The organism is Cupriavidus sp. 96C5-1 (genome assembly GCF_057798855.1).
Map to the genome: position 1 here is coordinate 361,317 of NZ_JBYOJU010000004.1, position 26,219 is coordinate 387,535.

Annotated in this window: 23 protein-coding genes; 7 read left to right on the forward strand and 16 right to left on the reverse strand. The window is 64.4% G+C overall.

Annotation, left to right across the window (positions count from 1 at the left end; all coding sequences use genetic code 11):
• Position 1 precedes the first annotated feature (1 nt).
• Entirely contained in the window at positions 2-817 is an 816-nt protein-coding gene (locus AC3FOF_RS08315; protein WP_017224105.1) for an ABC transporter ATP-binding protein, read from the forward strand.
• Between the two features lie 298 nt (positions 818-1,115).
• On the opposite strand, the gene AC3FOF_RS08320 is transcribed toward AC3FOF_RS08315, so the two are convergent.
• Positions 1,116-2,246 (reverse strand): porin, encoded by a 1,131-nt coding sequence (locus AC3FOF_RS08320; protein WP_488726277.1) that lies wholly within the window; start codon positions 2,244-2,246, stop codon positions 1,116-1,118.
• Between the two features lie 156 nt (positions 2,247-2,402).
• Positions 2,403-3,842: a cytosine permease gene (locus tag AC3FOF_RS08325; RefSeq protein ID WP_017224107.1), complete on the reverse strand. Its 1,440-nt coding sequence runs from the start codon at positions 3,840-3,842 to the stop codon at positions 2,403-2,405.
• A 382-nt stretch (positions 3,843-4,224) separates the two neighbouring features.
• Between AC3FOF_RS08325 and AC3FOF_RS08330 the strand changes: the two genes are divergently transcribed.
• A complete protein-coding gene (locus AC3FOF_RS08330) occupies positions 4,225-5,709 on the forward strand; it encodes a PAS domain S-box protein (protein ID WP_488726278.1) in 1,485 nt (494 codons plus the stop codon).
• Positions 5,710-5,794: 85 nt separating this feature from the next.
• Here AC3FOF_RS08330 and AC3FOF_RS08335 read toward each other — a convergent pair whose 3' ends face one another.
• The 13 genes from AC3FOF_RS08335 to AC3FOF_RS08395 all read right to left on the reverse strand — a co-directional run bounded on the left by AC3FOF_RS08335 (position 5,795) and on the right by AC3FOF_RS08395 (position 17,225).
• Positions 5,795-6,274, reverse strand: coding sequence for a nuclear transport factor 2 family protein (locus tag AC3FOF_RS08335; protein ID WP_488726279.1), 480 nt, complete (start codon positions 6,272-6,274; stop codon positions 5,795-5,797).
• Positions 6,275-6,320: 46 nt separating this feature from the next.
• On the reverse strand, positions 6,321-6,662 hold the full coding sequence (locus AC3FOF_RS08340) for a hypothetical protein (RefSeq protein WP_017224110.1): 342 nt from the start codon (positions 6,660-6,662) through the stop codon (positions 6,321-6,323).
• Positions 6,663-6,676: 14 nt separating this feature from the next.
• On the reverse strand, positions 6,677-7,882 hold the full coding sequence (locus AC3FOF_RS08345; protein ID WP_488726280.1) for an aromatic ring-hydroxylating oxygenase subunit alpha: 1,206 nt from the start codon (positions 7,880-7,882) through the stop codon (positions 6,677-6,679).
• A 30-nt stretch (positions 7,883-7,912) separates the two neighbouring features.
• Positions 7,913-9,241 (reverse strand): acetamidase/formamidase family protein, encoded by a 1,329-nt coding sequence (locus AC3FOF_RS08350; protein WP_488726281.1) that lies wholly within the window; start codon positions 9,239-9,241, stop codon positions 7,913-7,915.
• A 166-nt stretch (positions 9,242-9,407) separates the two neighbouring features.
• A complete protein-coding gene (locus AC3FOF_RS08355; RefSeq protein ID WP_017224113.1) occupies positions 9,408-9,665 on the reverse strand; it encodes a SemiSWEET transporter in 258 nt (85 codons plus the stop codon).
• A gap of 14 nt (positions 9,666-9,679) precedes the next feature.
• Positions 9,680-10,699: a 2Fe-2S iron-sulfur cluster-binding protein gene (locus AC3FOF_RS08360; protein WP_488726282.1), complete on the reverse strand. Its 1,020-nt coding sequence runs from the start codon at positions 10,697-10,699 to the stop codon at positions 9,680-9,682.
• Positions 10,700-10,706: 7 nt separating this feature from the next.
• Positions 10,707-11,036, reverse strand: coding sequence for a non-heme iron oxygenase ferredoxin subunit (locus AC3FOF_RS08365; RefSeq protein ID WP_017224115.1), 330 nt, complete (start codon positions 11,034-11,036; stop codon positions 10,707-10,709).
• 76 nt (positions 11,037-11,112) lie between these two features.
• Complete coding sequence (locus tag AC3FOF_RS08370; protein ID WP_017224116.1) at positions 11,113-11,901, reverse strand: SDR family oxidoreductase; 789 nt, start codon at positions 11,899-11,901, stop codon at positions 11,113-11,115.
• Between the two features lie 23 nt (positions 11,902-11,924).
• Positions 11,925-12,464, reverse strand: a complete 540-nt coding sequence (locus AC3FOF_RS08375; protein ID WP_488726283.1) for a flavin reductase family protein — start codon at positions 12,462-12,464, stop codon at positions 11,925-11,927.
• Positions 12,454-13,719 carry a styrene monooxygenase/indole monooxygenase family protein gene (locus tag AC3FOF_RS08380; RefSeq protein ID WP_488726284.1) on the reverse strand — a complete coding sequence of 422 codons (1,266 nt, stop codon included), beginning with the start codon at positions 13,717-13,719 and terminating at the stop codon, positions 12,454-12,456. Before AC3FOF_RS08380 ends, AC3FOF_RS08375 begins: the two co-directional genes overlap by 11 nt.
• A gap of 122 nt (positions 13,720-13,841) precedes the next feature.
• Positions 13,842-14,501 carry a response regulator transcription factor gene (locus AC3FOF_RS08385; RefSeq protein ID WP_488726285.1) on the reverse strand — a complete coding sequence of 220 codons (660 nt, stop codon included), beginning with the start codon at positions 14,499-14,501 and terminating at the stop codon, positions 13,842-13,844.
• A gap of 187 nt (positions 14,502-14,688) precedes the next feature.
• Entirely contained in the window at positions 14,689-15,603 is a 915-nt protein-coding gene (locus tag AC3FOF_RS08390) for a dioxygenase family protein (RefSeq protein ID WP_488726286.1), read from the reverse strand.
• Between the two features lie 659 nt (positions 15,604-16,262).
• Positions 16,263-17,225: a LysR substrate-binding domain-containing protein gene (locus tag AC3FOF_RS08395; protein ID WP_017224121.1), complete on the reverse strand. Its 963-nt coding sequence runs from the start codon at positions 17,223-17,225 to the stop codon at positions 16,263-16,265.
• A gap of 153 nt (positions 17,226-17,378) precedes the next feature.
• Here AC3FOF_RS08395 and AC3FOF_RS08400 point away from each other — a divergent pair, with 153 nt between their 5' ends.
• The 5 genes from AC3FOF_RS08400 to AC3FOF_RS08420 all read left to right on the forward strand — a co-directional run bounded on the left by AC3FOF_RS08400 (position 17,379) and on the right by AC3FOF_RS08420 (position 23,896).
• Complete coding sequence (locus AC3FOF_RS08400; RefSeq protein WP_017224122.1) at positions 17,379-18,353, forward strand: tripartite tricarboxylate transporter substrate binding protein; 975 nt, start codon at positions 17,379-17,381, stop codon at positions 18,351-18,353.
• Between the two features lie 92 nt (positions 18,354-18,445).
• Complete coding sequence (locus AC3FOF_RS08405) at positions 18,446-19,684, forward strand: CaiB/BaiF CoA transferase family protein (protein WP_488726287.1); 1,239 nt, start codon at positions 18,446-18,448, stop codon at positions 19,682-19,684.
• Positions 19,685-19,686: 2 nt separating this feature from the next.
• Complete coding sequence (locus tag AC3FOF_RS08410; protein WP_488726288.1) at positions 19,687-20,460, forward strand: enoyl-CoA hydratase/isomerase family protein; 774 nt, start codon at positions 19,687-19,689, stop codon at positions 20,458-20,460.
• A gap of 69 nt (positions 20,461-20,529) precedes the next feature.
• On the forward strand, positions 20,530-22,869 hold the full coding sequence (locus AC3FOF_RS08415; protein WP_488726289.1) for an acyl-CoA dehydrogenase family protein: 2,340 nt from the start codon (positions 20,530-20,532) through the stop codon (positions 22,867-22,869).
• Positions 22,870-22,909: 40 nt separating this feature from the next.
• Positions 22,910-23,896, forward strand: a complete 987-nt coding sequence (locus AC3FOF_RS08420; RefSeq protein ID WP_488726290.1) for a Bug family tripartite tricarboxylate transporter substrate binding protein — start codon at positions 22,910-22,912, stop codon at positions 23,894-23,896.
• A gap of 523 nt (positions 23,897-24,419) precedes the next feature.
• Here the strand turns inward: AC3FOF_RS08420 and ltrA are convergent.
• Positions 24,420-25,817 carry a group II intron reverse transcriptase/maturase gene (gene ltrA / locus AC3FOF_RS08425; protein ID WP_276268756.1) on the reverse strand — a complete coding sequence of 466 codons (1,398 nt, stop codon included), beginning with the start codon at positions 25,815-25,817 and terminating at the stop codon, positions 24,420-24,422.
• Positions 25,818-26,219 lie beyond the last annotated feature (402 nt).

Sequence of the window (26,219 nt, forward strand, 5' to 3'; positions counted from 1 at the left end):
CATGAGCGCCGACGTGATCCTGCAGGTCGAAGACATCGCCGTCACCTACAGCCAGATCATCCCGGCCTTGCGCGGCGTCTCGCTGGCGGTGCCGGCCGGCGCCATCGTCGCCCTGTTGGGCGGCAACGGCGCCGGCAAGACCACCACGCTCAAGACCATCTCGAGCCTGATCCGAGCCGAACGCGGCGAGCTGACCGCCGGCAGCATCACCTATCGCGGCCAGGGCATTACCGAAGCCGACCCGTGGTCGCTGGCCGAGCACGGACTGGTGCAGGTGCTGGAGGGCCGGCGCTGCTTCGTGCATCTGTCGGTGGAGGACAACCTGCGCATCGGGGCCTTCCTGCGCCAGCCTTCTGCCCGCGACCTTGCCGCCGATCTCGAACGCATCTACGGCATCTTTCCGCGGCTTCGAGACCGGCGCAAGACACTGGCGGGCTATACCTCCGGCGGCGAGCAGCAAATGGTGGCGATTGGCCGCGCGCTAATGGCCCGGCCCTCCCTGGTGCTGCTGGACGAACCCTCGATGGGCCTGGCACCGCAGATCGTGGAGGAGATCTTCGAGATCATCGCGGCGCTCAACCGCGACGGGGGCGTCAGCTTCCTGCTGGCGGAGCAGAATGCCAGCGTAGCGCTGCGCCATGCGCAGTTTGGCTACGTACTGGAAGGCGGCCGTGTGGTGGCGCACGGAACGTCGTGGGAACTCCAGCAGCTTGACACGCTGCGCGACGCCTACCTGGGCGGAGCCGGCCAGCCCAACGGCGGAGCACGGCGCAATGCGCGTGGGTCACGCTACATCCGGACCGGCCTGACGCCCTGATTCTCCTAGCGTTCCTCTCAAGCAAAATGCCGTTGCCTCCTGGAGCCTGACCACTGCGCGGCATCGCCAATTTCCTGTCCGACCCGGAATGTCTCTTCGAAGTGACGCTGCGCGCACCGTGCAGGCTGCCGGATCCTGGCCGGCTCGCGCGGCCTAGCCTCGGTCATGCGGATCCTGTGCCAGACGGCAATCGAGCGAACCGGCCCGGCAGGCGCGCGTGATCCGCTCAGGCGAGTCCGGAAGCTGTCATCGCACGACGCCCTTTGCCTCTTGCTCCAATCGCCTGCAGACAGAGTCCTCAGAATATATGCCGCAGCCCCACTCTCACCAGGACCTGCCGCTTCCCATCAGCCGCACCCGGCAATCCGGGAATCCACGCCTGCGCGCTCGCTCCGCCGCCGACACCCTGATAGACCGCACCCAGGTAGGTGTCCGTCCGTTTCGAGAACTCATAGTCCAGCGTCAGGCCGAACTGGTGCGCGAAGTTTTTCTCCAGGATGGCATTGCCGCGCTGGTATTGGTAATCGAACAGGACCGTCGTGTTCGGCAGCACAACCTTGGTAACGCCGGCCTGCAACACCTGGACGCCGCCACCGGTGAAGGTGTTTCTCGTATTGGTATAGAGCGCATTGAAAATGGCGTCGCCTACCGCGTAGCGCCCACCCAGGCCCCAGGTCCGAATGCCATCCTTGCCATCGTTGATGCCTGCATACCTCACCTCCGTGATCGCGGCGCCAATACCAAAGGGGCCGCTGCCATAGCTGATCCCCGCGCTGTAGGCGCGGTTGCGAGAAGCCTGCCCCGCCGTCTCCCCGAAGCCATACAGGCCGCCGAAACTCAAACCGCCGTAGTTCGCGCTGGAGAACTTGATGGAGTTCGCTATGCGCTCAGCACCGCCGACGCGGTCGAAATCCAGCGCGCCGCCTGGCATCGTGGGAATGCCAAGACCACCGAACGGCCCTTGCCGGAGATTGTGCAAGCTCACATATTTGAACGATGAGCCATAGCGCTGCGGTGCCAGCACGTCGAAGCTGAAATCGTAGTGCTTGCCCAGCGTGAGCGTGCCCCACGAAGATGACAGCCCGACGAAGGACTGGCGGCCGAACAAGCCGCCAATGCTGGCGCCATTGTCCAGCGCGTATTGGCCCTCGATCGTGAATACCGCCTTGGTGTCGCCTCCCAGCGACTCCGCGCCGCGCACGCCGAACAGGTTGGGCGACATCATCCCGGTATCCATCAACCAGTTCTGCTTACCTCCCTGGTTGCTCACGTAAGTCACACCCGCGTCCATGATGCCGTACATCGTCACGCTGGATTGTGCATTTGCCATCGCGCTAACCAGGACAGCGCACAAAGGCAGCCATTGCCGACAGTTCATTTCCTCTCTCCTTTCCGTGGATATCCATGCGTGAAACCGCGTCCACGCCATGGCTTGCGGCAGTCTCCGGCCCGTCCGGCCCGGCACCGCCCTCATCGTTCTTGTTCGTCGTAATCGTCGTAATCGTCGTAATCGTCGATAGAGCCGCTGGCCAGGCTGCCCGCACCGCTTTCCGGCCTCGGCCAGCCCGCCGCCCCGCAGCGATGCCTAGCCCACGTTTGCGTGCGGCATGGACTTGCCGCCAAGGCGGATCGAGGCGATGCGCAAAACGGGATACAGGAACAGGGAAACCGTAATCGAGACGAAAAACTCGATCGGTACCCAGGCGGTGAACACGTAATGCGCGAGCACAAAGGCAAGCACGCAGGTTGTGAGGCCAGGCCAATTCAAGTCCGACAAGGCGTGTGCCCTGGTCTGCTCCGAAGAGATATAGCGCCTCACCAGGAAATAGTCGGCAACGATGATGCCGGCGAAGCTGGTAGTAAGAATGCCGAGGATGGTGATGAAGGAATTGAACCATTCGAGAATCGAACCGGCGAGCATCAGCAGGGCAAGCACATTCGCCAGCGCCACAAACACCAGCCGGCCCGGGCGCCACGAGAACGCCGCGTCAAACAAGTTGGTCAACGATAGCGAGGCGCTGTACACATTGAGGACCTGCGCCTTCGACTGCGCCAGAACCATCAGGATGGTGCCGGCCACGCCGCCGAACACGATGAACGCGGCGGCTACGCTATCTGGGCTTTGCAGCGCCACCTGCCGGGCCGTGTCCCGGGTCATGCCGGTGTTCACGTAGTAGTCCACCAGCGCGCCCATGCCGGCATACATCACGACGCCGCCCACGGCCAGCATCACGACATCCATGAACAGGTTGCCCAGCAATGCCGCGAACCCGATGTCCCTGGACGACTTCGCATAGCGGCCAAGATCGGCATCGATCATCGCCAGGGCGCCCGCCGACCCGATCATCACGTTCACGCAGAACACGAACTTCCCGGAATCGGTGTCGGCGCCAAGCGCCTTGAGCGCATCCGGCGGCAATTGCGCCCCGAACGACATCACCGACGACCAGGATTGTCCCGATGATGCGATCACGTCGAACACCATGTAGACCAGTACGCCGAGAAAAGCCACAAGGGTCAGGGAAGAGACGCGCGACACCAGTTCGAAGCCGAATGCGGTGATCAGGATCCACGCCACCGTCAACAAGCCGTAGACGACAAGACGGCTCGTCATCGTGTCCGCGATATTCAGGTAGAACAGGAATCCCTTGTAGAGCAGGGCGTTCTCCAGCGCGAGAAAGCCGATGATCATGAAGCCGAACACGGCTGCGGTCAGGATCGAGCCTTTCTGCCCGAATCCGTAATAGCGCGACAACACCGTGCTGGACAAGCCCGTTCGGTAAGCAACGTGGCCCACGCCCCACCCCAACGCGGCACCGATCACAGTCACCATCAAGCCTGCGAGAATGCCGATCTTGATGCCCGCGACAAAGGTTGTCAGCGCGCCCACGAAGAGCTGGACCAGTGTGGTAACAATACCGACGGTGCTCCATGAAAGCTGTAGCCAACCCTTGCGGCTGGCGTCCGGCACGGCGTCGAGGGCATGATCCTCGATGCTGGCGGCAAGGTTATCGGGATTGCTCATTCCATTCCTCCATAAAGATGTCATCGCCTGTCGTTGATGCAAGCTGCCGCGGCGGCGAACCTCCCGGTCCACTGCCGCTCGAGCGGCGCAACAGGTGTGTAATCCAGCGAAAACGGCCAGCCGTGGCAGATCCGTTGCATGCCCTCGTGGATTGGGGCACCGGCGCGATACGTCTTTTGCGATCGTCGACCGATGAACAAGCCTACGCCGATGGGTCAATGAACTTCATCCGTTCCAATATCTATGCGCATAAGCAAAAACACGTAGAGATGCAGGCCCGTGGTGCCGCGAACGCCGGGCGTGCTTGCACCAGGAAGAGGAATTGACTACGCTGACGCATGCGTTTTCTTTTCACGACACGCCCGTTTCCGGAGCCATCGACTTGCACCTGCCAACCAACTATCAAGAGGTCTTCGAGTACGCGAACGACATCATGGTGATCCACGACAAGGACACTGGCGAGATATTGCAGGCCAACCGCAAGGCCTGCGAAATGTACGGATGCAGCGTGGAAGAACTGAGGGGAATGACGATTGGCGAACTCACCCGAAATCTGTTCCCGTACAACACCAGCGAAGGACTGCGCAAGATCCATGAGGCCGCGCGATCGCGCGACGGCCTGCTGTTCGAGTGGGTGATACGCAACCGCAAGGGCAGCGAAACCTCGGTCGAGGTGAGCCTCAAGACCATCACGCTCGACGGTGTCGTGCGCGTGATCGCCATCGCCCGGGACATCACCGAGCGCAAGCACGCGGAGAAAGCGCTGCGCCAGAAGGAACGCTACTACCGCCGTCTGATCGAACGCTCCTCGGACGGTATCGCCATCCTTTCCGAGACCGGCACGATCCGCTTCGTCGGCCCTTCCATCCTGCCGCTGCTCGGTGTGCCGTCGCGCTTTGTCATCGGGCGCCCGGTGTTCGACTTCCTTGACGAGGACAATGGCCAAGAACTGCGCGCCTTGCTGGCCGCGCTGCAGCCGGAAGCGGACAGCACCCTGACCTTCCGCATCCTGCATCGCAATGGCAACTGGCGCATCTTTGAGGCGAGTTGCCGCAATCTCGTCGCCGATCCGGCGGTATGCGGCATACTCGTCAACTTCCGCGATGTCACGCAACGGACGCAGGATGAGGAGCACTTTCGCGCGAGGGAGCGGCAATTCGGGCACATTGCGCGGCTCTCAACCACCGGCGAAATGGCCGCCGCGCTCGCGCACGAGCTGAACCAGCCATTCTTCGCCATCGTCAACTTCGTTGCCGGCTGCCGCCGCCAGATACAGAGCGGACGCTACTCCGAGGAGAGCATTCTGGCCGCGCTGCGACTGGCGCAGAACGAGGCGGAGCGCGCGGGAAAGATCGTCAACACAGTACGGAACTTCACCTGCAACGGGGACTATCGGCGCCAGACCGCGGATTTGCGCAACGTGGTCAACAACTTGGCAGACCTGATCGAGGTTCGCGCCAAGCACGCGCATGTGGCGGTGGCTTACGATCTGGACGCCAGGCCATGCTGGGCCGAGTGCGACGATGTACTGATCCAGCAAGTGGTGGTGAATCTCGCCGTCAACGGCATCGAATCGATCGAACAAGCCGGGTCGGCGCTCAAGCAGTTGCGCATCTCCGTGCATCGGATGGCGGACGAGCGTGTCAAGATCATGATTTCCGACACCGGGCACGGATTGCCGCGCATCAGCCCGGACAAGATGTTCGGCGCGTTCTTCTCGACCAAGCGGGAAGGCCTCGGCATCGGGCTCTCCCTGTGCCGCTCCATCGTGGAATCGCACGGCGGCCACCTCTGGATGACCGAAACCGATGCCCACGAGACGCGCTTTCACGTGCTGCTTCCGCGCGCCGCCGCTCAGGCGGCCTGACATCGGCGAAATTGGCCCGGCGAATGACGCTGGGACGGCTGACGAAAATGGCGGGCGGCGCGGCGGCGGATCGCCTTGCCGAGTGCTAACGCGAAAGCGGCGACCAATTCTCGCCATGGCGATGCACCAGCCTGAGGTCGAGGACGACATGCCTGAATCGCCAGGCCTCGCCGGACCAGCACAATACGCTGTCGTACCAGCCGCCGATCCAGTGCGAAGCCGGCTGCCCGCCCTCTCCAGCGAATTGCGCCAATTCCCAAAGATACCAGCGGCACCGCGCCCGCGTAAGATTCTCCTCGAGCGTGACGAGGGGCGTCACCATATAGTGGAGGCTCCAGACGATCTGTTCAGCGCCGATCCTTGTGAGATGGGCGATGATGGCATCCCGCCCTTCGCAACGCCCAAACCCCTCGGCCTCCCACACGGCATCATCGAGAAACAGCGGCCCCATGATTTCGGGATCGTTGCGCCTGTCGGCGCCCCGCGCATACTGCCCCACGACCTGCCCGATCGCCTCGATCGCCTCCAGGCGGCGAATGCGCTCGCCGAGTGTCTTGTGCTTCATGCCTTGTCCCCGGCTCCCGGGGGCGAACCCGGGAGTCTTTTTTGCGTTAGAAGGCGGTTTCGCCATGTTCGGCGGCAAACCGGTCTTCGGCGAAGCTGAATGGAACCCCCGGGTTGCCGTTATACAATTCGATGTGCGGCGCCACCTCGGCCAGCGACAGCGACAACGCGAACAGGCGCGCGGTGGCCGCGGGCAACTCGCCTAGCGGATAACCATCCAGATGCGAAAGAATGGCCGGCAGCTTCGGCAGCATGTTGTCGTAGAAGTAGCGCAACTCGCCCCGCGACGATGCCTTGCGCCGCTCCTGCCTGGCGTTCTGCGTCGGTAGCGACCAATCGGCCACCAGGGGCTCAAGCATTTCAAAGCCTTTCGGCAGACTGTTGTCCATATCTGATCCCATCCTCACTTTGCGCTCATGTATCGCTCCAGCACCTTGTAGCCGTGCCGCAGCAGTATTTCCTCGTCCTGCAGGACCATATGGCTCTTGGCACCGGACTCCAGCGCCGCATGCGTGTCCTCCATGGTGGCGGTGTCCTCCAGCCACGCGTTGCGCTGCAGGACTTGCGCGAACTCCACGGCCCACCGCTCGCTGTTGGTCTTGGGCTCCGGCACGTAGTACTTGCCCTCCCACAAGGTCTTGTTGTGCGCGACCGGCCAGAATTGATGCGTAAACCAGATTCCTTCCGAGATGTGGATCAGGATGTTCGGGAACACCACGCTCAGCTCGAACGAAAAGTCCTCGCGGCGACCGGGATTCACCGATGGCGGGAGCATCGAGGTGCCACGCTTGGCTACCAGCGAAGCCCCCGTGATGTCATTGGCGATGCGCGCGGCCGGCGTCGGCTCCGCGTTCAGCGTCAGGCAAATGCCCGTGGTGCGATGGTCGCCAAACAGCTCCACGTCCGCCAGGCCGGTCGAGAACACATTGGGAAACGAGCCGGCGTGAATGGTCGAGACATGGTATGCCTCGGAGAACGCATCCAGCGCGATCTTCCAGTTGCAGTCCAACGTGGTGTGATAGCTGAAGCAACGCTTCATGGCGTTGTAGGGATAGGCGGCCAGATGCGTGCCGATGCCACCGAGATAGTCGCTCAGGCTCTGTGCCGGCGTCTTGGCCAGGTTGATGAAGACGAACCCCTCCCATACGTCGGTATGCACGGGCGTCAGGCCGCTGGATTCTTTTTCCCAGCACGGCGAGAACCGGTCCTCCTCGGGCACGTGAGCCAGCTGACCCTGCGCATCGTAGACCCAGCCGTGAAAGCGGCAGGTCACCACGGCCGCCTTGCTACGGCCGAAGGTTTCTTCGCCCTGCTCGACAATGACCTTGTTGCCGCGATGCGAGCAAGTATTGTGAAAGCCGCGGATCTTGCCGTCCTTGCCATGAATCAGAATGACGGATGTCTTGGCGAAATGGATCTTCTTGACCTTGTAGTCGCCGGGGTTCGCAATCTCCTCGATCCGGGCCACTTTCAGCCAGGTCTTCATGAAAACCTGCTCCTTTTCGCGCTCAAAGTACTCAGGCGAAATGCAAGGCTCCACGGGGATGGGCTCCATGCCCAGTTCCGGATACTTCGCGGCCCACCGCAAGCGCTCGTTTGGTGCGTTCATCGCTGCTCCTCTTTACTTCGTTGACATCGTTTATTGCTGCGCGCCGGCATCGTCCAGCCCGTACTGCCGGCGGGCCAGGTGGCCGATGCCCAGGCGGTCCAGCACCGGCATCGGGCACAGGAATGTCACCCGCGCCACGCCGGGCAGCCTGCTGATCTCGATCGAGCCGGCAATGGTGGCTCGGTTGAGAATCTCGTCATAGGGCAGGCCGGTCACCTTGGCGGCGCGGTCCAGGCCATTCCTGGTCGCATCGTTCAGCGTTCGCCCGGAACCCAGGAACGTCAGCGGTGCGTTGCTTTCGATCTCACCTTGCCCATAGCGGGCTGCCAGGGCACGGACATGCGCGCGCTGCGCGGCGTTCATCGGTCGCGCCATCGTCGGCAGATCGTCCGGGCGCTGCAGCAGGATCGGACCATCCAGCGCCAGACCCTTGATCACCTCCACCTGCAACTCCACTTCGCCGGCCACATCGGTCGCGTGCCCGGCGATTTCTCCGTTGCCTTGCTGCGCATGCATGTCGCCCATGTAGATGCCCGCGCCGGGCACCTTGACGGGACAAATGAGGATGGCCCCTTCACGCACGCTGTTGGTATCCATATGGCCGTCCGTCTTGTGCTGGTCCAGCGCTTCCTGGCTCAGCGAGAACTGGTGCGGCGCGTCGACCAGGAATGCGCCGAAATCCCCCGCGTTGTGCGAGTCCGGCATATCGATCGACGGCATGGTGCCGATATTCCCGAGAAACGGCTGCATATGCGCGGCAATACCGGGCATGTCGGCGCGGGCGAGCGCAAGAATGGAGTGCTGCTCCGAGTTCTCCGGAAGCAAGGCAAGCCCGGCGGGCGCGCCGGCAATCTTCCTGGCGGCGGCGGCGTCCACGGTGAGCGAAACCAGGTTCTCCCGATCCAGCACGATCACATAGCCGTTGCTGAAGCGAAAAGCACTGACCTCCGCGCCGCAGACGTCGCAGCGGATGGCGTCCTCGCCAATTCCTTCCACCCGGCTGGGCGGGCTGGGCGTGCCACATGCCGAGCACAGCTTCGCCACAAACGGGTCGCCAAGATAGCGGCCTTCGACAAACTCCATCACCCCTGAAGAGGTAGCCTGCGACGTGACCTCGCAGCGCAGAATCTTCAGTGCGACCGCATCGCCGGGCTGTGCGCCTTCCACCGCAACCGGTTGCGTCACCTCGTGACCGCCCTGGAAGATGGGCGTGATCATCGGCCCCCAGCAACCGGGCGGCGTCCCGGTGGCGATGCGGCCGCCGTTCTTGACCGGGCCGAGCATCTCCAGTCCCGGGCCGATCACGCCGCGGGTGTAGGTGCTGACATGTACAACGTCCTGAGCGGTATTTGCTGGCATGCTGTGTTCCTTTGAACTGACTTTGAACTAACGTTGAACTCACCGTGTGTAGAGCAAAGCTTATGGCGCTCACGCGCGCGGCGGAATCCGTACGGCCATCTAACGGGCTAGGGAAAAACACGTAGCGCGCAAGGACCAGCGCAGCGCCGCCCGGCGTACCGGCACCTCAGGACTTGAAGCGGCGTTTTAGTATGACCACGGCGATCGCCTGCGCGAGCACCGCCGCGTTGGCCAGCACCATCGGACGCGAGCCGATCGCGACGCCGTAACCCAGCCAGAGCACCACGCCGAGGATAAACACCAGGTACATGCCGTAGGAAATATCGCTCGCGGAACGCGAGCGCCAGATCTTGACCAGTTGTGGCACAAAGGCCACCGTCGTACAGCAGCCGGCCAGCAGGCCAACCATGTCTTCGATCGTCATTGCGCGGGCCTGCCTCAGAAGTAACGATCGAAATGCACCTGCCGGGCGGGCACGGCGTGCGCGCCCAGCAGCATGTTCTGCACGGCCTCGATCATGGGTGGCGGCCCGGCGAGATAGAACTCGTATTGCGCCAGCGCCTTGTCAAGTATTTGCTCCACCAGTTCATGCACAAACCCGGTGTGGCCGCGCCACATCCCCGTCTGGCCGGCTTCCCTTAAGGACACTGTCGCGTGAAAGACAATGCGCTCGCCGAAGCCCGGCAGTTCGCGCAGCATGCTCTCCCCGCAGATGTCGCGCGGTGTTCTGCCGCCGTAGAAGAAGTGCAGCCTGGCGGACGACATCGCCGTATTCCCCGCCATGCCACGCGCGATCGATAGCATGGGAGCCAGCCCCGAGCCGCCCGCGATGCAGACGATGTCGCGTTGCGCTTCGGGCCGCAAGTAGGCGAGTCCGTACGGGCCATCGATCACGATGGCATCGCCCGGCTTCATATGCTCGAACAGCGCGGTCGTTCCCGCGCCTTGCGGCACGCGGCGGATCTGGAAGCGCCACTCGCCGGCTGCATTCGCCAGGTTCGCCATCGAATAGGCGCGCGCGCCATCCACGCCTGGCAGTTGCAGCAGCGCGTACTGCCCAGGCAGGAATACCGCGGGACGCGGCCCGACGAAGCAGAACTCCTGGATATCGTGCGTGACGGCGCTGACCTCCCGCAAGACTGCCGGCATCGCCTCGGGCCGCGAGGCTGGCCGGCAGGCGTCGTCGAGCCGCAGCTTGACCGTGCAGCCGCTCCTTGGCCTGGCCTGGCAAGCCAGCATCCGTCCCTTCGCCCTGTCACGCGCCGACAGGCCGGGCGCATCGCCACGCACGGTCTCGACCTCGCCAGCGAGCAGCTCGAACTTGCACGTGCCGCACGCACCCACGTTGCATTCATAGGGCAGGCCAAGCCCGGCACGCAAGCCGGCGCGCAGGAGGATATCGCCATCCTGGCAGTCGAACGTTTCGCCGGTGCCGGCGATTGCAATGGAAAAGGTCATTGCGGCCTCACCTTCCGGAGCGAATGCAAACGCCATCGCCCTCCATGATGACGTCGTAGGTCTTCAGCGGCAGGCTGCAAGGCGCGCCGGCCGGCTTTCCCGTCCTGATATCGAACGCGCCCTGGTGAAACGGGCACTCGACCAGCACGCCATCGATCTCGCCTTCGCACAACGAGGCTTCACCATGGGTGCATTTGTCATCGGTGACGTAATACGCCCCGCTCAAATTGAAGACGGCGAGTGGCGGATGATCTGCAATCAACACTCGCTTCGCCTCGTTGTCCGGGACCTCGTCCTTGCGGCACAAGAAATGGATTACGTGTTCTGTCGTAGTCATAATGTCGGTCCTGGCCGCACCGCAAACCCCGCGGGTGCGGCCGTTTATCCCTGGTGATCCGCGCTTTGGCGCGCGCTCACGCCATCAAGGCCGCGATCGGCGCTGCGCCCTGCTCCGGGCCCATGGCGCCGTAGCCGCCGTCCACCGGCAGATTGGCGCCGGTAATGAACGAGGCCTGATCGGAGCAGAGAAACACCACGGCGGCAGCCACTTCCGCCGGCTCGCCCACCCGCCCCAGCATATGGAACGGTGCGGCAACGCGATTGGCCTTGTCCTTGTCGCCGCCCGAGACCTGGTCGAGTACGCCAGACCAGGTCCAGCCGGGCGAGACACTGTTGACACGGATATTGTCCTTGGCCAGGTCCATCGCCTGGCTGCGCGTCAGCTGCACCACCGCCGCTTTCGATGCGGGATATAGCCAGCGACCCGCCTGCGCCACCTGCGCGCTGGTCGAGCCGAAGTTCACGATGGCGCCACCGCCGCGCTGGACCATGTGCGGATACGCCGCGCGCAGCAACATGACGCCGCCCACCAGGTTCACGCCGAGCGCCTGGCTCCATTGCTGGCGGTCCGAGGCAAGCCCCTCATCGACATAGCTGCATGCCACGTTGACGATAAAGTCGATGCCGCCGTACGCGGCCACCGCCGCATCGACGCATCGCTGGAGCTGCTCGTCCTGCGTCAGATCGGTTTGCACAAAGCGCACACCATCCGCAAACTCCCGCTGCAGCGCCTCGCCGTTCTTGCCATCGATGTCGGCAACCACGACGCGCGTGCCGTTGCGATGGAACTGGCGCACGATCTCCGCGCCGATCAGCGTCGCGCCACCCGTCACGATGGCGACCTTGTCTTGTAAGCCTTTCATTGTCGTTCCCCGAGAAAACAGGGTTAAAGAGCGGCCAGCGCTTCCTGGTTCAGCGAACTGAGGATGCCCTTGCAGAACATCAGCGGCGCCGCCTTGCGCGACCGGTACCGCACGATCTGGCCCATCAGGATCAGGTGATCGCCGCCGGGGTAGATGGCGGCGGTCCGGCACTCGAGGTGCGCTACCGCACCGTCGATCAAGGGAACGCCATCAAGGCCGGCCGAGGTATCGACACCCGCGAACTTGTCCGCCGCCGGCGTGGCGAACTGCCGGCAGATGCCGGCCTGGTCTGCCGCCAGGATATTGATGGCGAAGCGCTGGCATTGCTCGAACGCCGGCAGGCTGGGCGATTTGCATGCCAGGTTCCACAACACCAGCGGCGGGCGCATCGACACCGAGGTGAAGGAGTTCGCAGTGACGCCGATCCAGCGGCCATCGGCGGCGGCGGTGGTGACCACCGTCACACCGGTCGGAAAACAGCTCAGTGTGCTGCGCAGCCCTGCATCCTCGAAGGGTGCATCGGCCACCACGTGGCCATCAGCGGGTGAATGGCTAGGCTGCATTTGCCATCCTGTCGGAAACGAAGCGCCGGGCCGCGCCAACATCGGCGATCCACGGCCAAAAGTGGCTGGGCGTCTCGAAACAACCCACGAATTCGTCGGCGATCACGCGGTTCTGCGATGCCGCGCCCAACACATGCATGACTGCTTCGCCCGGCGGTTCGAGCAGCAGGTTGGTGAATGCGGTGGTATAGCTGGCAGACGTCTGCCAGAACGCATCGAAGGTGGATTGCATCCACCCGGCGTCGAAGGCCTCGCCTTGCGCCTCGCCGATGGCGCGCAGCAGGTGGTCAGCCAGACGCGACGCATTGTTCGCACCTTGCCCCGCGATCGGATCGTTCAGGCACACGGTATCGCCGATCCCCATGACCACGCGGCCCGATGGCAGCACGCCAACCGGCTTGCGCACGGTGGGCGTAAAGGCGCCCTTGAGCCAGGCATTCGCGTCGGTCAGCCGGGCGTCATCGAGGTAGGCCGCGTCATCGGGGGCGAATTCGCGCACCACCTGCCGGGCGACATTCAGCAGCTCCTGGCCGTCCGCGGCATCGTTGAAGCGGTCCATGGGGCCACCGGGGCGCGCCTCGAACAGGAAGCTGCGGCACTCTCCTGCGGTATGCGTATAGAACGGCAACGAAAAGAATTCCCCCACACCCATCACGAAATTGAACCGAAGCGGCCGGAAGTCCGCCTTCGGCCACGGCCGCTCGCCCAGCAGCTTGGAACCACGCAGCAGCAAGGCGGCGAGCTGTCGCGGCGGGCTCTGGTGGTGGCTGCGCGCATCGTCCCGCGCAAACAATGTATTGATCGGCCCTTTGCCGGCCGCGACGAAAGTCAGGGCGTTGTCCGCGGCGATCTGCTCGAGATCGTCCAGCGTCACCGTCTTGATCACCAGGTTGCCGCCGCGCAGCTGGAACTCCTGCATCCAGCGCGCGAACTTGGTGCGTTGATCCAGCGCCTGGCCCGATTTCTCTTGGAGGCGGCCGGCGACGGTGAGCACGCTTTTGCCGGTCGGCTCCCGGAAATCCACCAACATGCCCTCGCCCAGCGGCACTTCGGTTTCCCAGAAATTCAAGCCAAGCCGGCGCTCCATATCCAGGGTCTGGTTGAACAGGAAGGCAGTGCTCTGGATTCGGCTGCCAAGCAGTTGCTCGGGCGTTCGGTCGCTGTAAAGCGTCACTTCATAGCCGCGGTCAAGCAGGCCGAATGCCACGTGCAGGCCGCACTGCCCGCCCCCGATGACAGCGATTTTTCTTCTCATGCGTATCTCCTCGATCCACAACACTGGTGTCAGGCTCAAGATTAGAGGGGCGCGCAGCGGGGGTAAATTCGTTCCTCCACCTAAAACGATAGGTGGGATTACTTATCGGGAATTGGTTGGACTCAGGCGTGGTTCGCGGAAGCGCCGGCCATGGCGAGCCTGACCAGCTCCGCGAGCGATGTCGCGCCAAGCTTCTCGCGGATATGCGCGCGATGGACTTCGACAGTCTTGTAGCTGATATCGAGTTCGGACGCGATCACCTTCGAAGCCTTGCCTTCGACCAGCTTGTCAAACACCTCGCGCTCGCGCGCCGACAATTGATCCAGCAGATGCCTGGTGCGATCGCGCGCCTGCTCGCTCGCGCGCCGGCGCTCGGCCAGCTGGAGCGCTGCCTGCACCTTGTCGATCAAGGCCTGGTCGTTGAAGGGCTTCTCGAGGAAATCGTAGGCCCCGCCCTTCATCGCCCGCACCGTCATGGGGATATCGCCGTGGGCGGTCAGGAAGATCACGGGAAGCAGGAAGCCCCTGGACGCCAGCGCTTCCTGGAGTTCGAAGCCGCCGATATAGGGCATGCGGACATCAAGCAACATACAGCCAGGCTGCTTGGGGTCGGCCGCGTCCAGAAACTCCCGCCCGTTGGTGTAGGCGCAAACCGTGAGGCCGACGGATTCGAGCAGGAACTTGAGCGATACGCGGACACCGCCGTCGTCGTCAACGATGTACACGACAGGTTTAACAGGGCCGTGCCTGGGAGCGGCGGCCACTTCTTGCAATGCTTTCATCGGCGTTCATGGGGGCAAACCGTGGGGGGCGGGTCCGCTTGCGGACCCGCACACATTGCATTTGCCTCGCGCTCTTGTCAATGCGTGAGGACCCGCCCCGCGCCCGGATGGCATGCCGCGCGCAGCCGATGCGCGCGCGCCGGTAAAAGGGTCGCGAGCGCTGGCGCCGCACGGCCCTGCAGCGATGTCAGGCCGCCTTTGTATAGCGCCCGCCCGGCACTTCCTCTGCCGCTGCCTGCGCATCCTGAAGCACGAAGTCGAACTTCGCACGCGTGAAGGGCGCGGTGACGCCCAGGGAGGCGTAAGCCGACACATCGTCGACCTTATCGAGAGACACGATCAACCCCCCACGCGTGGCGAAGGCGAAATCGTCGTCGATAAAGGTATCGCCGGGAATATTGATCTGAGTCGTCAGCGCGCGCTTGCCGGCCGCCGAGACCATAAAATGGATGTGGGCCGGGCGGTTGCCGTGGCGGCCCAGCAACGCGAAGAGCTCGGAGACCGGGCTGTCCGGCGGGATGGCGTAGCCCGGCGGCAAGAAACTGCGGAAGCGATAGTTGCCCTCGGCATCGGTTTCGATACGGCGGCGGAGATTGTATTCCGGCTGCGACGGATCGAAATGCGAATACCGGCCCAGTTCATTGCAGTGCCAGACATCGACCAGCGCGTCGGGCACCGGCTGGCCATCCAGGCCAAGCACACGGCCTTCCATCACAAACGTCTCTCCCTTACCTTCGTTGCCTTCATCCAGCCGCACCTCCCTTTGATACAACGGTGCTCCGGCGATATACAACGGCCCCTCGATGGCACGCGGGGTGCCAAGCGCGCGGCTTGCAGCCAGATCGGCTTCGTCTTCGCGAATATCCAGCAGGCGGTCAAAGCCGAGGCCGGCGGTAATCAGTCCGACCATGCCGGCTTCACCCAACTGCGACAACCATTTTGCCGCGGCCCAGAATTCATCTGGCTTGACGTCGAAATCGTCGATCGTGTGGAATAGATCGCCCACGATCCGCGCAGTAATGGCTCGCACCCGTTCGTTGCCAGGGGAAATCTGCCTGGATTTGACATGGTCCAGTAATTTTTGCGTAGTGAACTCTGACATTCTTTATCTCCTCGTGTGTTGAAATTCGGCAAGACTTCTGTTGCCCTGGCATCCTTCCATCGCTTCCCGCCAGCATTGCTGGCATTGGACGCTGCCGGTAGCGCGCGATCGCCGCCACCAGCGTGCCTTCGCTCAACACCGCTTTGGCTTTCCAGAGATTCTTCCTTATCGAGTCGAATTCCCAGGGTGGCCAGTGGCACGCTCGCTCCCTGAGTCAAGGTTAGAGGGACGCGCGATGGGGGTAAATTCGTCCTGCCACTTAAAGCGATACGTAGGATTACCTATAGGGAATACACTACTCCCCGTTGATCCTTGATGGCCAGTTCGCCTGACTGATCGACGCCGGCTGCCTGGCCCCCAAGCCGCTCTCGCCTGCACGCGGCGCGCTACCGCTGGCTGCTGAGCGTGCTGTACCTTGGGGCTTGCGCGCGGCCGAGGTGGCCAGCACGCGCATGGGTGCGTTCTTCTGCCGGCGTGACGACCATGGCCTGTGGCCTACGATGTGGAAAAACGTCCGCCTATTTGCCAGCATCCAGAAGGCCGCGCCGGCCGGCTCCAGAATCCAGCCGCCCTGCCCGTCCCGAACCCGGTTCCACCCGTTACCTGAGTATCTCGCTTTCCACGCGATCTTCCTTCTGTGGCAAAACGCAGGCCAGGCGTCAGCAGCCTGCCCTGCTCACCCGGGCCGGCCACTGCCCGTCGGCGATCAGCGCGCGAACCGTTTCCATCAGCAGGTCCAGCACGGCCGAGACCGCGATCGACGGCGGCATGGTGGCGGAGCGGCACAGGAAGACCGGGCGCGACATGCCCGGATGGGTGATGCGCGCCGCGGACAGCAAGCCATCGTGCAGTTCCGCGCAGACCGATGCATAGGAAAGGATCGTGCACCCCACGCCTGCCGCGGCAAGATTGATGAGCTGCGGGATGGCGTTGACCTCCGCCAGCACCGGGAGTTCGACCTGATGGGCGCGCAGATAGCCATCGATCAAGGTCCGCAGGCCATGCTCGCCCGCAGGCAGGATCATGGGGAAGCGGTGAAGGTCCTTGAGCCGGACTGTCTTCGTCAGGCCGGCTCCGGGCTTGCGCGCATCGGCAAACTGCCCCGGGGGCGCCAGCAGGACCAGATCCTCGTCGACCACATGCTCGAACAGCAGGCCGGAGCCGGCATCCGCGCGGAAGGTCAGGCCGATATCGATGCGCCCGCTCAGCAGATGATCCGGGATATACCCGGTGCTGAGCTCCACCACCTGCAACCGGACCTTTGGCCAGCGCCGGATGGCTTCGCGCACCAGCGGAACGGTCAGGATCTTCGCCATGGATTGCGGCAGGCCGATTGCGACCCGGCCGGAGGGATCGGTCACGAGGTCGCGCACGTCCTCGCAGGCGACGTCGAGCCGCTTGAGGATATCCCTGGCGTGGCTCTCGAACCTCAGCCCCGCCGCGGTGGGGACGACGCCCTTGTGGCTGCGCATGAAGAGGGCCACGCCCAGTTCCTGCTCGATGTGCTTGATCTGCAGGCTCAGCGCCGGTTGCGCCAGATGCATGTTCTCCGCGGCCCGGGAAATCGATCCCGCCGACACCACCGCCAGAAAACACCTGAGTCCACGTACATCGATCGACATGAGCAAGTCTCCGCAAGATCCGGCCGGGTATATCACAAAAATATACTGAGTATCAAAATACTATCTTGGACATATAGGGTACCGAAGCCCATAGTAAGGCCAGCTTCCGCGCAATGCACGCGGATGCCACGCCAAATAATCCACGGAGACGCAATGGGACTCAGCCGCCGTACTTTCCTGACGGGCGCAGCCGCATCCTTGCTCACCCGGCCGCTCCACGCAGATCAATGGCCGTCGCGGCCGATCCGGCTGGTCGTCCCGTTCGCGGCGGGTGGCCCCGGAGACTTCGTGGCACGCCTGATTGCCATACCGCTGGGCAATCGGCTCGGCCAGCCGGTGATCGTCGAGAACAAGCCCGGCGCCGGCGGCAATCTCGGCACGCAGAGCGTACTCGATGCCAAACCCGACGGTTATACGCTGCTGCTCAACACGGTCGGCATGCACGCCGTCAATCCGCTGCTGTTCCCCGACCTGCGGTTTCGCCCGCAACGCGACCTGGTGGCCATCGGCGTGGTCGCGACGGTGCCGAACGTGCTTGTGGTGCATCCGGCCAAGCTGGGCGTCAACACCCTGGCGGACCTGGTCCGCATCGGCAGGCAGCGGCCGGACAATCTCACCTACGCTACCTTCGGCGCCGGCAGCTCCCCGCATATCTATGGCGCGCTGCTCCAGAAGGCCGCGGACTTCTCCGCGGTTGCCGTGCCCTACAAGGGCAGCGCGCCGGCAAGCACCGATGTCATGGCCGGTAATGTGGATTTCCTCTTCGACAGCATGACCACCTCCATCGGCCAGATACACGGCGGCAAGCTGAAAGCGCTGGCGATCACCTCCGCTGCGCGTTCGCCCCTGCTACCGGATGTGCCGACGCTCCAGGAGGCCGGCTATCCGGCGCTGGACCTGAAGTTCTGGCTGTCCTTGCAGGCATCCGCGAAGACGCCGCCCGCCGTTGTCGAGACCCTGCGCCAGGCCGTGGCGCAAAGCGCAAGCGATCCGGCCTATGGCAGCGCGCTGATTGCACGGGGGGCCGAGCCGTTTCACATCGCGCCCGCCGATCTGCAAGCCTATGTGAATCGCGACGCCGCGCGCTGGACGGCCCTGGCCCGCTCCATCGACATCAAGCCCGAATAGCCACCCGGCTTGCCATTGCAACGACACCACGCCGGACCTGCGCCCCCGATCCCGGGCGGAGTCCGCCGCCGACCTGTTCCGGAGACACATTCATGATTGCATTGCAGGGCATTCGCGTCCTCGATTTGAGCAAGGTGCTTGCCGGCCCCTTGTGCGGGCAGTACCTGGGCGAACTTGGCGCCGAAGTCATCAAGGTCGAACCGGTCGGCAGCGGCGACGATACGCGCACCTGGCTGCCGCAGGATCGCGGGCAGTCCGCGACCTTTCTCGCCGTCAACCACAACAAGCGCAGCCTCGCCGTCGACCTCAAGACCGGCGAGGGCAGGCAGATCGTGCAGACGCTGGCGGCCAAGGCGGATGTCGTGCTGCAAGGCTTCGGCGGTGGCGCCGCCGCCAGGCTCGGCGTGGACTACGACACGCTGTCCGCGCTGAACCCGGCCCTGATCTACTGCGAGATCTCCGGCTACGGACGCACGGGGCCCCTGGGCCAGGAGCCCGGCTACGACGTCATGCTGCAGGCATTCAGCGGCATGATCAGCACCATGGGCCAGGCCGGCGGCCAACATGCGCGCGCCAGTTTTTCGCCGGTGGACCTGGGCACCGGCATGCATGCATTCAGCGGCATCCTGGCCGCGCTGATCGAGCGGCAGAAGACCGGCCGCGGCATGCACCTGGAGGTGTCCCTGCTGGATACGGCCATGGGCTTCATGGGATATCTGGCCCAGAACTACTGGCTCAGCGGCAAGGTGCCGCGGCCAATGGGAACCGCGCATCCGGCCATGGCGCCCTACCAGGTGTTCGACGCGGCCGACGGGCCGGTGATGATCGGCGTCGGCAACGACGCGCAGTGGCGGCGCTTCTGCCCGGTCGCCGGGCTGCAGGATATGGCCGACACACCGCGCTTCGCCACCAACGCGGCCCGTGTCGAGCACTTCGCCGAAACGGTCGAGATGGTCCAGGCGCGTATCCGGACCCAGCCGGTTGCCTACTGGCTGGACGCGCTGCGCAAGGCTGGCGTGGCCTGCTCGCCGATTCACACGCTGGACCAGGCGCTGGACCACCCGCAGGTGGCCGAACGCGCGCTGATCGCCGAGTCCGAGCATCCGGTGCTGGGCAAGGTCAGGAATATGGGCTTGCCGGTTCGCTTTCGCGGCGGCAGCCGGCAGGTGCACCGCGCGCCGCCTTTGCTCGGCCAGCACACGGACGAGATCCTGTTGCAGGCGGGCTATCCCCTCGAGTCCATCGAACGGTTCAAGGCGCACGGCGTGGTTGCCTGCGCCGATACCGGCAACGCCGGCCGCCCCTCCAAGGCCGCATCACGTCAGGAGTAGCCATGCCATCGGTCAACTATGAAGTACGCGACGGGGTCGCGGAAATCCTCCTCGATAGCGCACCGGTCAATGCCTTGAACGAGGCCATGATCGATGACATGCTGCGCGCGCTGCGGCGCGCGGCCCAGGACGATTCGGTCAGGGCCGTCATCCTGGGCAGCGCCCTGCCCCGGCGCTTCTGCGCCGGGCTGCGGCTGGATGCGCTGCATGGGGCACCGCCGGCACGCATCTATGGCCTGGTCGACAAGCTGTACAACGAACTGTGCGACGCGCAGTTCAACCTCGGCAAGCCGTCCATCGCCGCGGTAAACGGCACCGCCCGCGGCGGCGGCATGACGCTCGCGATCTCCTGCGACATGATCGTTGCCGCCGAGACGGCTACCTTCGGCTACCCGGAAATCGACGTCGGGCTGACGCCCGCCATCCACTACACGCACCTGCCGCGCGTGATCGGCCGTCACCGGGCATTCGACCTGCTCTTCACCGGACGCGCGTTCGATGCCGCCGAGGCCATGTCCCTCGGACTGGTCAGCCGCGTGGTGCCCGAGCAGGACGTCATGCGCGAGGCCCGGGCGCTCGCCCAGACCTTGTGCGCGAAATCCCCGGTCGTCATGAAGCTGGGACGCAAGGCCTTCATGCGCGCCAATGACAACGACTACCGGCGCGGCGTCGCTACCGCGGTGGAGAGCTTCGGCAATGTGGTGGCGACAGACGACGCGAAGGAAGGTATCGCCGCATTCGTGGAGAAGCGCAAGCCGTCCTGGCAAGTCCGATAGCCGATAGCCGATAGCCCGTACTCGCCGCGGACCGCGGCGGTGGAGTCATCAACAATGCGTTATCCGCCCATGCCACATGCATCCGACAGTGAACCTCTCCTTGCCTTGCGCGAGAGCGTCCGCAGCTTCCTGCGCGACGCGGTGCCGGCGGACATCCGCGCCGCCACGCAGGCCCATTGCCTTGTCACCAAGGAGCAAGCAGCACGCTGGCAGCGCATCTTGCATGCGCGCGGGTGGGCGGCCCCAGGCTGGCCACCCGAGCACGGCGGCCCGGGCTGGTCGCTGGTGGAGCAGGCGGTCTTTCGCGAGGAGCTCGCCGCCAGCGACGCGCCGTATGTCGAAAACCTTGGCATCGACACCATCGGCCCCACGCTGATCCGCCATGGAACACCGGAGCAATGCCGGCGCTTCCTGCCCGGCATGCTCAGCTTCGATGACTTCTGGGCGCAGGGTTATTCCGAACCCGAGGCCGGTTCCGATCTCGCCTCGCTACGTACCACGGCGCGGCGCGACGGCGAGCAATGGGTGGTCAATGGCAGCAAGATCTGGCAAAGCCTGGGGCACTGGGCCAATTGGGCGCTCGTACTGGTGCGTACCGATCCGGCGGCGCTACGCAAGCAGAATGGTATCTCCGTGCTGCTGATCGATCTGCACTCCCCCGGCGTGACGATTCGCCCGATCCGCTACATCAATGGTTCCAACCTCCACGTGCAGATGTTCTTCGACGATGTGCGCGTGCCCGCCGCCAACCTGGTTGGCACCGAGCATGGCGGGTGGGCCATTGCGAAGGGGCTGCTGGTGATCGAGCGCCTGTTCGTCGCCCGCGTGGCCGAATGCAAGGCCGAGCTGGCCAGCGCCGCGGCACTGGTTGCCGATCAAGGCGAAGAACCGTCCACGGCGGTGGAGCGGGCCTTGCTTGCGCGCCGCCATGCCGTGCTGGACATCAGAATGCGCGCCCTCGAGGCCGCCTGGTGGCCTGCCGTCCGGCTGGCCGGGCAAGGCGCGAGCCCGGAACTGGAAGCCTCGCTGCTGAAGCTCGATGGCATTCAACTGCTGCAGGATCTGCATTTGTTCAAGATGGATGCGCTAGGCACCGCCACCTTGCCGTTCGACCCCGGTGCGATCGACGGCAAGCCCAGCCCAACGCCGTACTCCGCCATGCATGCCGGCAATCTCACCCTGCATATGTGGCGGTACCGGGGCAGTTCGCTTGCCGGCGGATCGTCCGAGATTCAGCGCCAGATCATCGCCAGGTCGATCTTCGGCGGCACGACGGAAATCGACCGTCCGCCCACCGGCCACCTGAGCGAACAGCAGGCCATGATGAGCGATGCCGTGCGCCGGTGGCTGGAAAAGCACTATGGCTTCGCGCACCGGCAGCGGATCGTGGCCGCGCACGGCGGCTGCGACGAAGCGGCATGGGCTGGCCTTGCCGGGCTCGGCCTCGCCGGCCTGCTGATTCCCGAGCGCGATGGCGGCCTGGGAGGCACCATCGCCGACCTTCTGCCCCTGCTGGAGATCCTGGGCGAATCCCTGGTCGTCGAACCGGTCCTCTGGAGCGCGGTACTTGCCACGCAAGCCGTGCTTGCCCTGCCGTCCGGCGATGGCCGTGACCGCCTGCTGGCCGTGCTCGCCAGCGGTGAAGGGCGCTGTGCGCTTGCCTGCGACGCTGACAGGTCGCGTTCTCCGATCGTTGCCCATCGCGACGGCGGGAAATGGCGGCTGGATGGCGCGAACGGCATGGTGATGGGAGGAAGCCAGGCGCAACACCTCGTTGTCGCGGCGCGCCTTGGCGACGGCGGCCTCGGGTTATTCCACATACCGGCCCACGCCAGCGGTGTCGCCATGCGTGCCTATCAACTCCACGACGGACGCAGCGCATCCGACATGCGTCTGGATGGTGTCGCGCTGGCACCATCCGCAAGGCTCGCGGACACCGGACAAGCCACCGCGGCCCTCGACGAGGCGTTGGCCCTGACCACGATTGCCTTGTGCGCGGAGAGCCTTGGCGCCATGCGGCGCGCGCTTGCCCTTACGGTCGAGTACATGCGCACGCGCAAACAGTTCGGCCAGACGCTGTCGGAACAGCAAGCGCTTGCGCACCGCGTGGTCGACCACTATCGCGCCTGGAATCGCGCGCGCCATCTGGCGCAGGAGGCGATGGCTGGCTGGACCACGGCAGCGCCGGCAGAACGCAAGCGCCGGACCGCCGCCGCCAAGTACATGACCGGCACGGCTGCCCGCGCCATTGCCTTCGACGTCCTGCAACTGCACGGGGCAATCGGGCTGCAAGACGAAACGCCGATCAGTCATTACAGCAAGCGGCTGGTGGCGAACGACCTGCTACTGGGCAATGCGGCAACGCACCTCGGCCGCTTCGTGGCTGCCGGCGCGCAACGCGAAGTGTGAAGTCATCCGGTGATTGAAGATAAAAAAGGAGACAAGGGACATGCAAGGATTCTGCCCGGCAAGACGCCTGACGCTTGCCTGCCTGCTGGCCGCCACGACGCATCCGGCTGCCGGCGCGCAGCCGGATGCGGCCTGGCCCGCGCGAGCGGTCACCATCATCGTGCCTGGCGCTGCCGGCGGCACCATCGACATCCCGATCCGCCTGCTGGCACAGAAACTGGGGGCGCGCCTTGACAAGGCCATCATCGTCGACAACCGGCCTGGCAGCGGCGGCATCATTGGCACGCAGGCCGCGCTACGCGCCGCTGCCGATGGCTACACCTTGCTGAGCGGGAATGTCGGGCCGCAGGCAATCAACTACAGTGCCTACAAGCAATTGCCGTACAAGCCGGCAGACCTGATTCCGATCACCGACGTCATTGCCTTTCCCAATGTGCTGGTCGTGAATGCGCAGTCCCCGGTCAGGAGCGTATCCGAGCTGACGCAGCAACTGAAGCAGCAGCCTGGCAGATTCTCCTTCGGCTCCGCCGGGATCGGCCAGACCAGCCATCTGGTCGGGGAGCTTTTCAAGTTGCGCACCGGCACCGATGCCATCCACGTGCCATATCGCGGTTCCACGCCGGCCACCACCGCGCTGCTGGCCGGCGAAACGAGCTTCCAGTTCGATAATCTGACCCAGGCCTTGCCCTATATACGGGCTGGCAAGCTCCGCGCGCTCGCGGTGACCAGCGCGCAACGCGTGCCCAGCCTGCCAGATGTGCCAACCATGGCGCAGCTCGGTTTCGACAACTTCCTGTCGACGGCCTGGGTCGGCATCTTTGTCGCGGCGAAGACGCCGCCCGCGATCGTCGCCCAATTGGAGATGCGGCTTGCCGCCGTCATGCACGACCCGGACATGACCGCGCAGATCAGGAACATGGGCGGCATTCCAGGCGGCCAGCCGCGTGCCGACTTCACGGCATTTGTCGCAGCCGAGCACGAGCGTTGGGGCGAAGTCATCCGGACATCCCATCTGAGCCTGGACTAGGCGGTGTCGCGGCCCGCGCCGCTGGTACGGCCGGAGCGTGACGGCGGTCTTGCGCCAGCAAGCGCAAACCATGCAAAAACGAACCTGCCGCTTGCCGCGATGCACGGTATTCATCGGAAGGGGACATGGCATGCCCGCTTACCCGCCTCTGCGCGACCTGCCTTGCTGGGGAGTCTTGCTGCTGTCCTGTGCCATCGGCTGGGCCTCGAAGCGGACCAATGCAATGCAATCCCTGAATCTCCCGCGCCTGGGCGCGCCCATGCTGCTCGCGCTATTCGCGGCGCAGCCAATTGTCGCAAGCGCGACGGACGCATGGCCATCCCAGCCGGTAAGGCTTGTGGTGCCGTACGGGCGCACCTGCGGGGAAGTCGAGCGCACCCTTGAGTCGGAACCTGAAGTTGGGCGCGGCAACGCGGAGACTCGGATACACCCTCCCGCTGATCGGCCAACAAATCGAGTAGGGTGAGGGGTCACCCCCTCAGCCCTCTCACACCACCGTACGTGCGGTTCCGCATACGGCGGTTCACAAGCGAGACTGCAGGCGCTGCTGGGTATCAAGCAGCGAGACCAGCCCCATGGCGTCGAAGTAGCGCTTATGGAACGCGGTGTTCATATGACTAGCCCCCGCATTCCACCATGGCCCATGACCATTGCGGGCCGAATGCCACGCGCGATCCTTCGTTAATCCCTGCCGACGCAGCATCACAGTGCGGGTAGCACGTCTCTTGGCCTGCCTCCATAGCAAGCAGCGCAGCCGTCGTCGCACCCACCCGTCCAGCGTCTCCAACACCCCTTTCGCTTCCGTGTATTGGAAGTACCCGATCCACCCGCGCAGCACCGGATTCAGCACTGCAATCGTATGGGCCAGGCTCCCCCCTCGCCCCGGACGCACCAACTCCCGTACCCGGGCCGTTAGCCTGCTTAGGCTTTCCGCCGCGATACGAAGCCGCGGCTGACGCTGCCCTGTCAGGCTGTAACCCAGGAACTTGCGCGCCCAAGGTCGTGCACACGCGCTCTTGCCCTCATTGACCCGCAGCTTCAGCCGCTCCTCCAGGAATGCTGTCATGCCGGCCAACAACTGCTGCCCTGCCGTCTCGCTGCGCACATAGACATTGCAGTCGTCCGCGTAACGACAGAACGCGAGGCCCCGCTTCTCCAGCTCACGGTCCCAATCCGTCAGCAGGATATTCGACAGCAACGGCGACAGCGGCCCGCCTTGCGGCGTGCCTTGCCTCCTTGCCTCGACCATCCCACCACGCATCAGCCCCGCTTCCAGATACCGCCGGATCAGCTTGAGCACCCGGACCTCCTTCACTTGCCGCGCCACCCGCGACATCAGGATGTCGTGGTTGACCCGGTCGAAGAACTTCTCCAGGTCGATGTCCACCACCCAGCGCCGGCCTTCCCGCACATACCGCTGTGCCTGCAAGACCGCCTGCTGAGCGCTGCGCCCCGGCCTGAAGCCGTAGCTCGACTCGGAGAATCCCGGCTCAAAGATCGGTTGGAGAACTTGCAGCAGCGCCTGCTGGATCAGCCGGTCCACCACCGTCGGGATGCCCAGTGTCCTCACCCCGCCCGCAGGCTTGGGGATCTCCACCGCGCGCACCGCCTGCGGGATGTATTGGCCGGTCAACAGCGCCACCTTGACGCTCGGCCAGTGCACCTTCAGCCAGTCGCGCAACGCCGTCACCGCCAGGGCATCCACCCCGGCCGCGCCGCCGTTGCTGACCACCTTCCGGTACGCCAGCCACATGTTGCCCTTCTCGACCACCGCCTCCATCAGCGATGGCGCCCGCGCTTTCGTTTGCCCGACAGCCGCCGTGCCAGCCTCCGCACCCCCATCGGCCCCAGGCAGGTTCCGCCTGCCGTCCTCCGCTGTGGGCTGCACTCGTTCGTGCATTTGGGCTTCGTCGGTAAGCATCGAGGTCTGTCGTCCTAATCGCGCTCGTTCATGTTCGGCCCTTCAGCGCCAACCGCTCGCCTACTATGGCCTCTGCTGACTTCTGCACCGCCATCCCGACGCCTCTCGACGTCGGTAGCACCATGGCAGCGGTGCAGATCTCCCCGGGTATGACGCACTCACCTTCATGCTTATGCCTGTCGGATTTACGCCGCATCGTTCCGTGCAAGTATTGGGCTTCAGCAATTACGGCTACCTCACCCCAATACGGCGCCTCGTATCCGCTTCCTGTTCGTCAGGCCAGCGCTTTGCCTCGGGCTTCCTTCAGACCCCCAGTCGCCCGGGGAACCCTTGCCTCTGGCTAACACTTCCCCTTGCCGGGTGTGTAAGGGACTTGCACCCTCAAGTGAGTGCGCCCTGCCG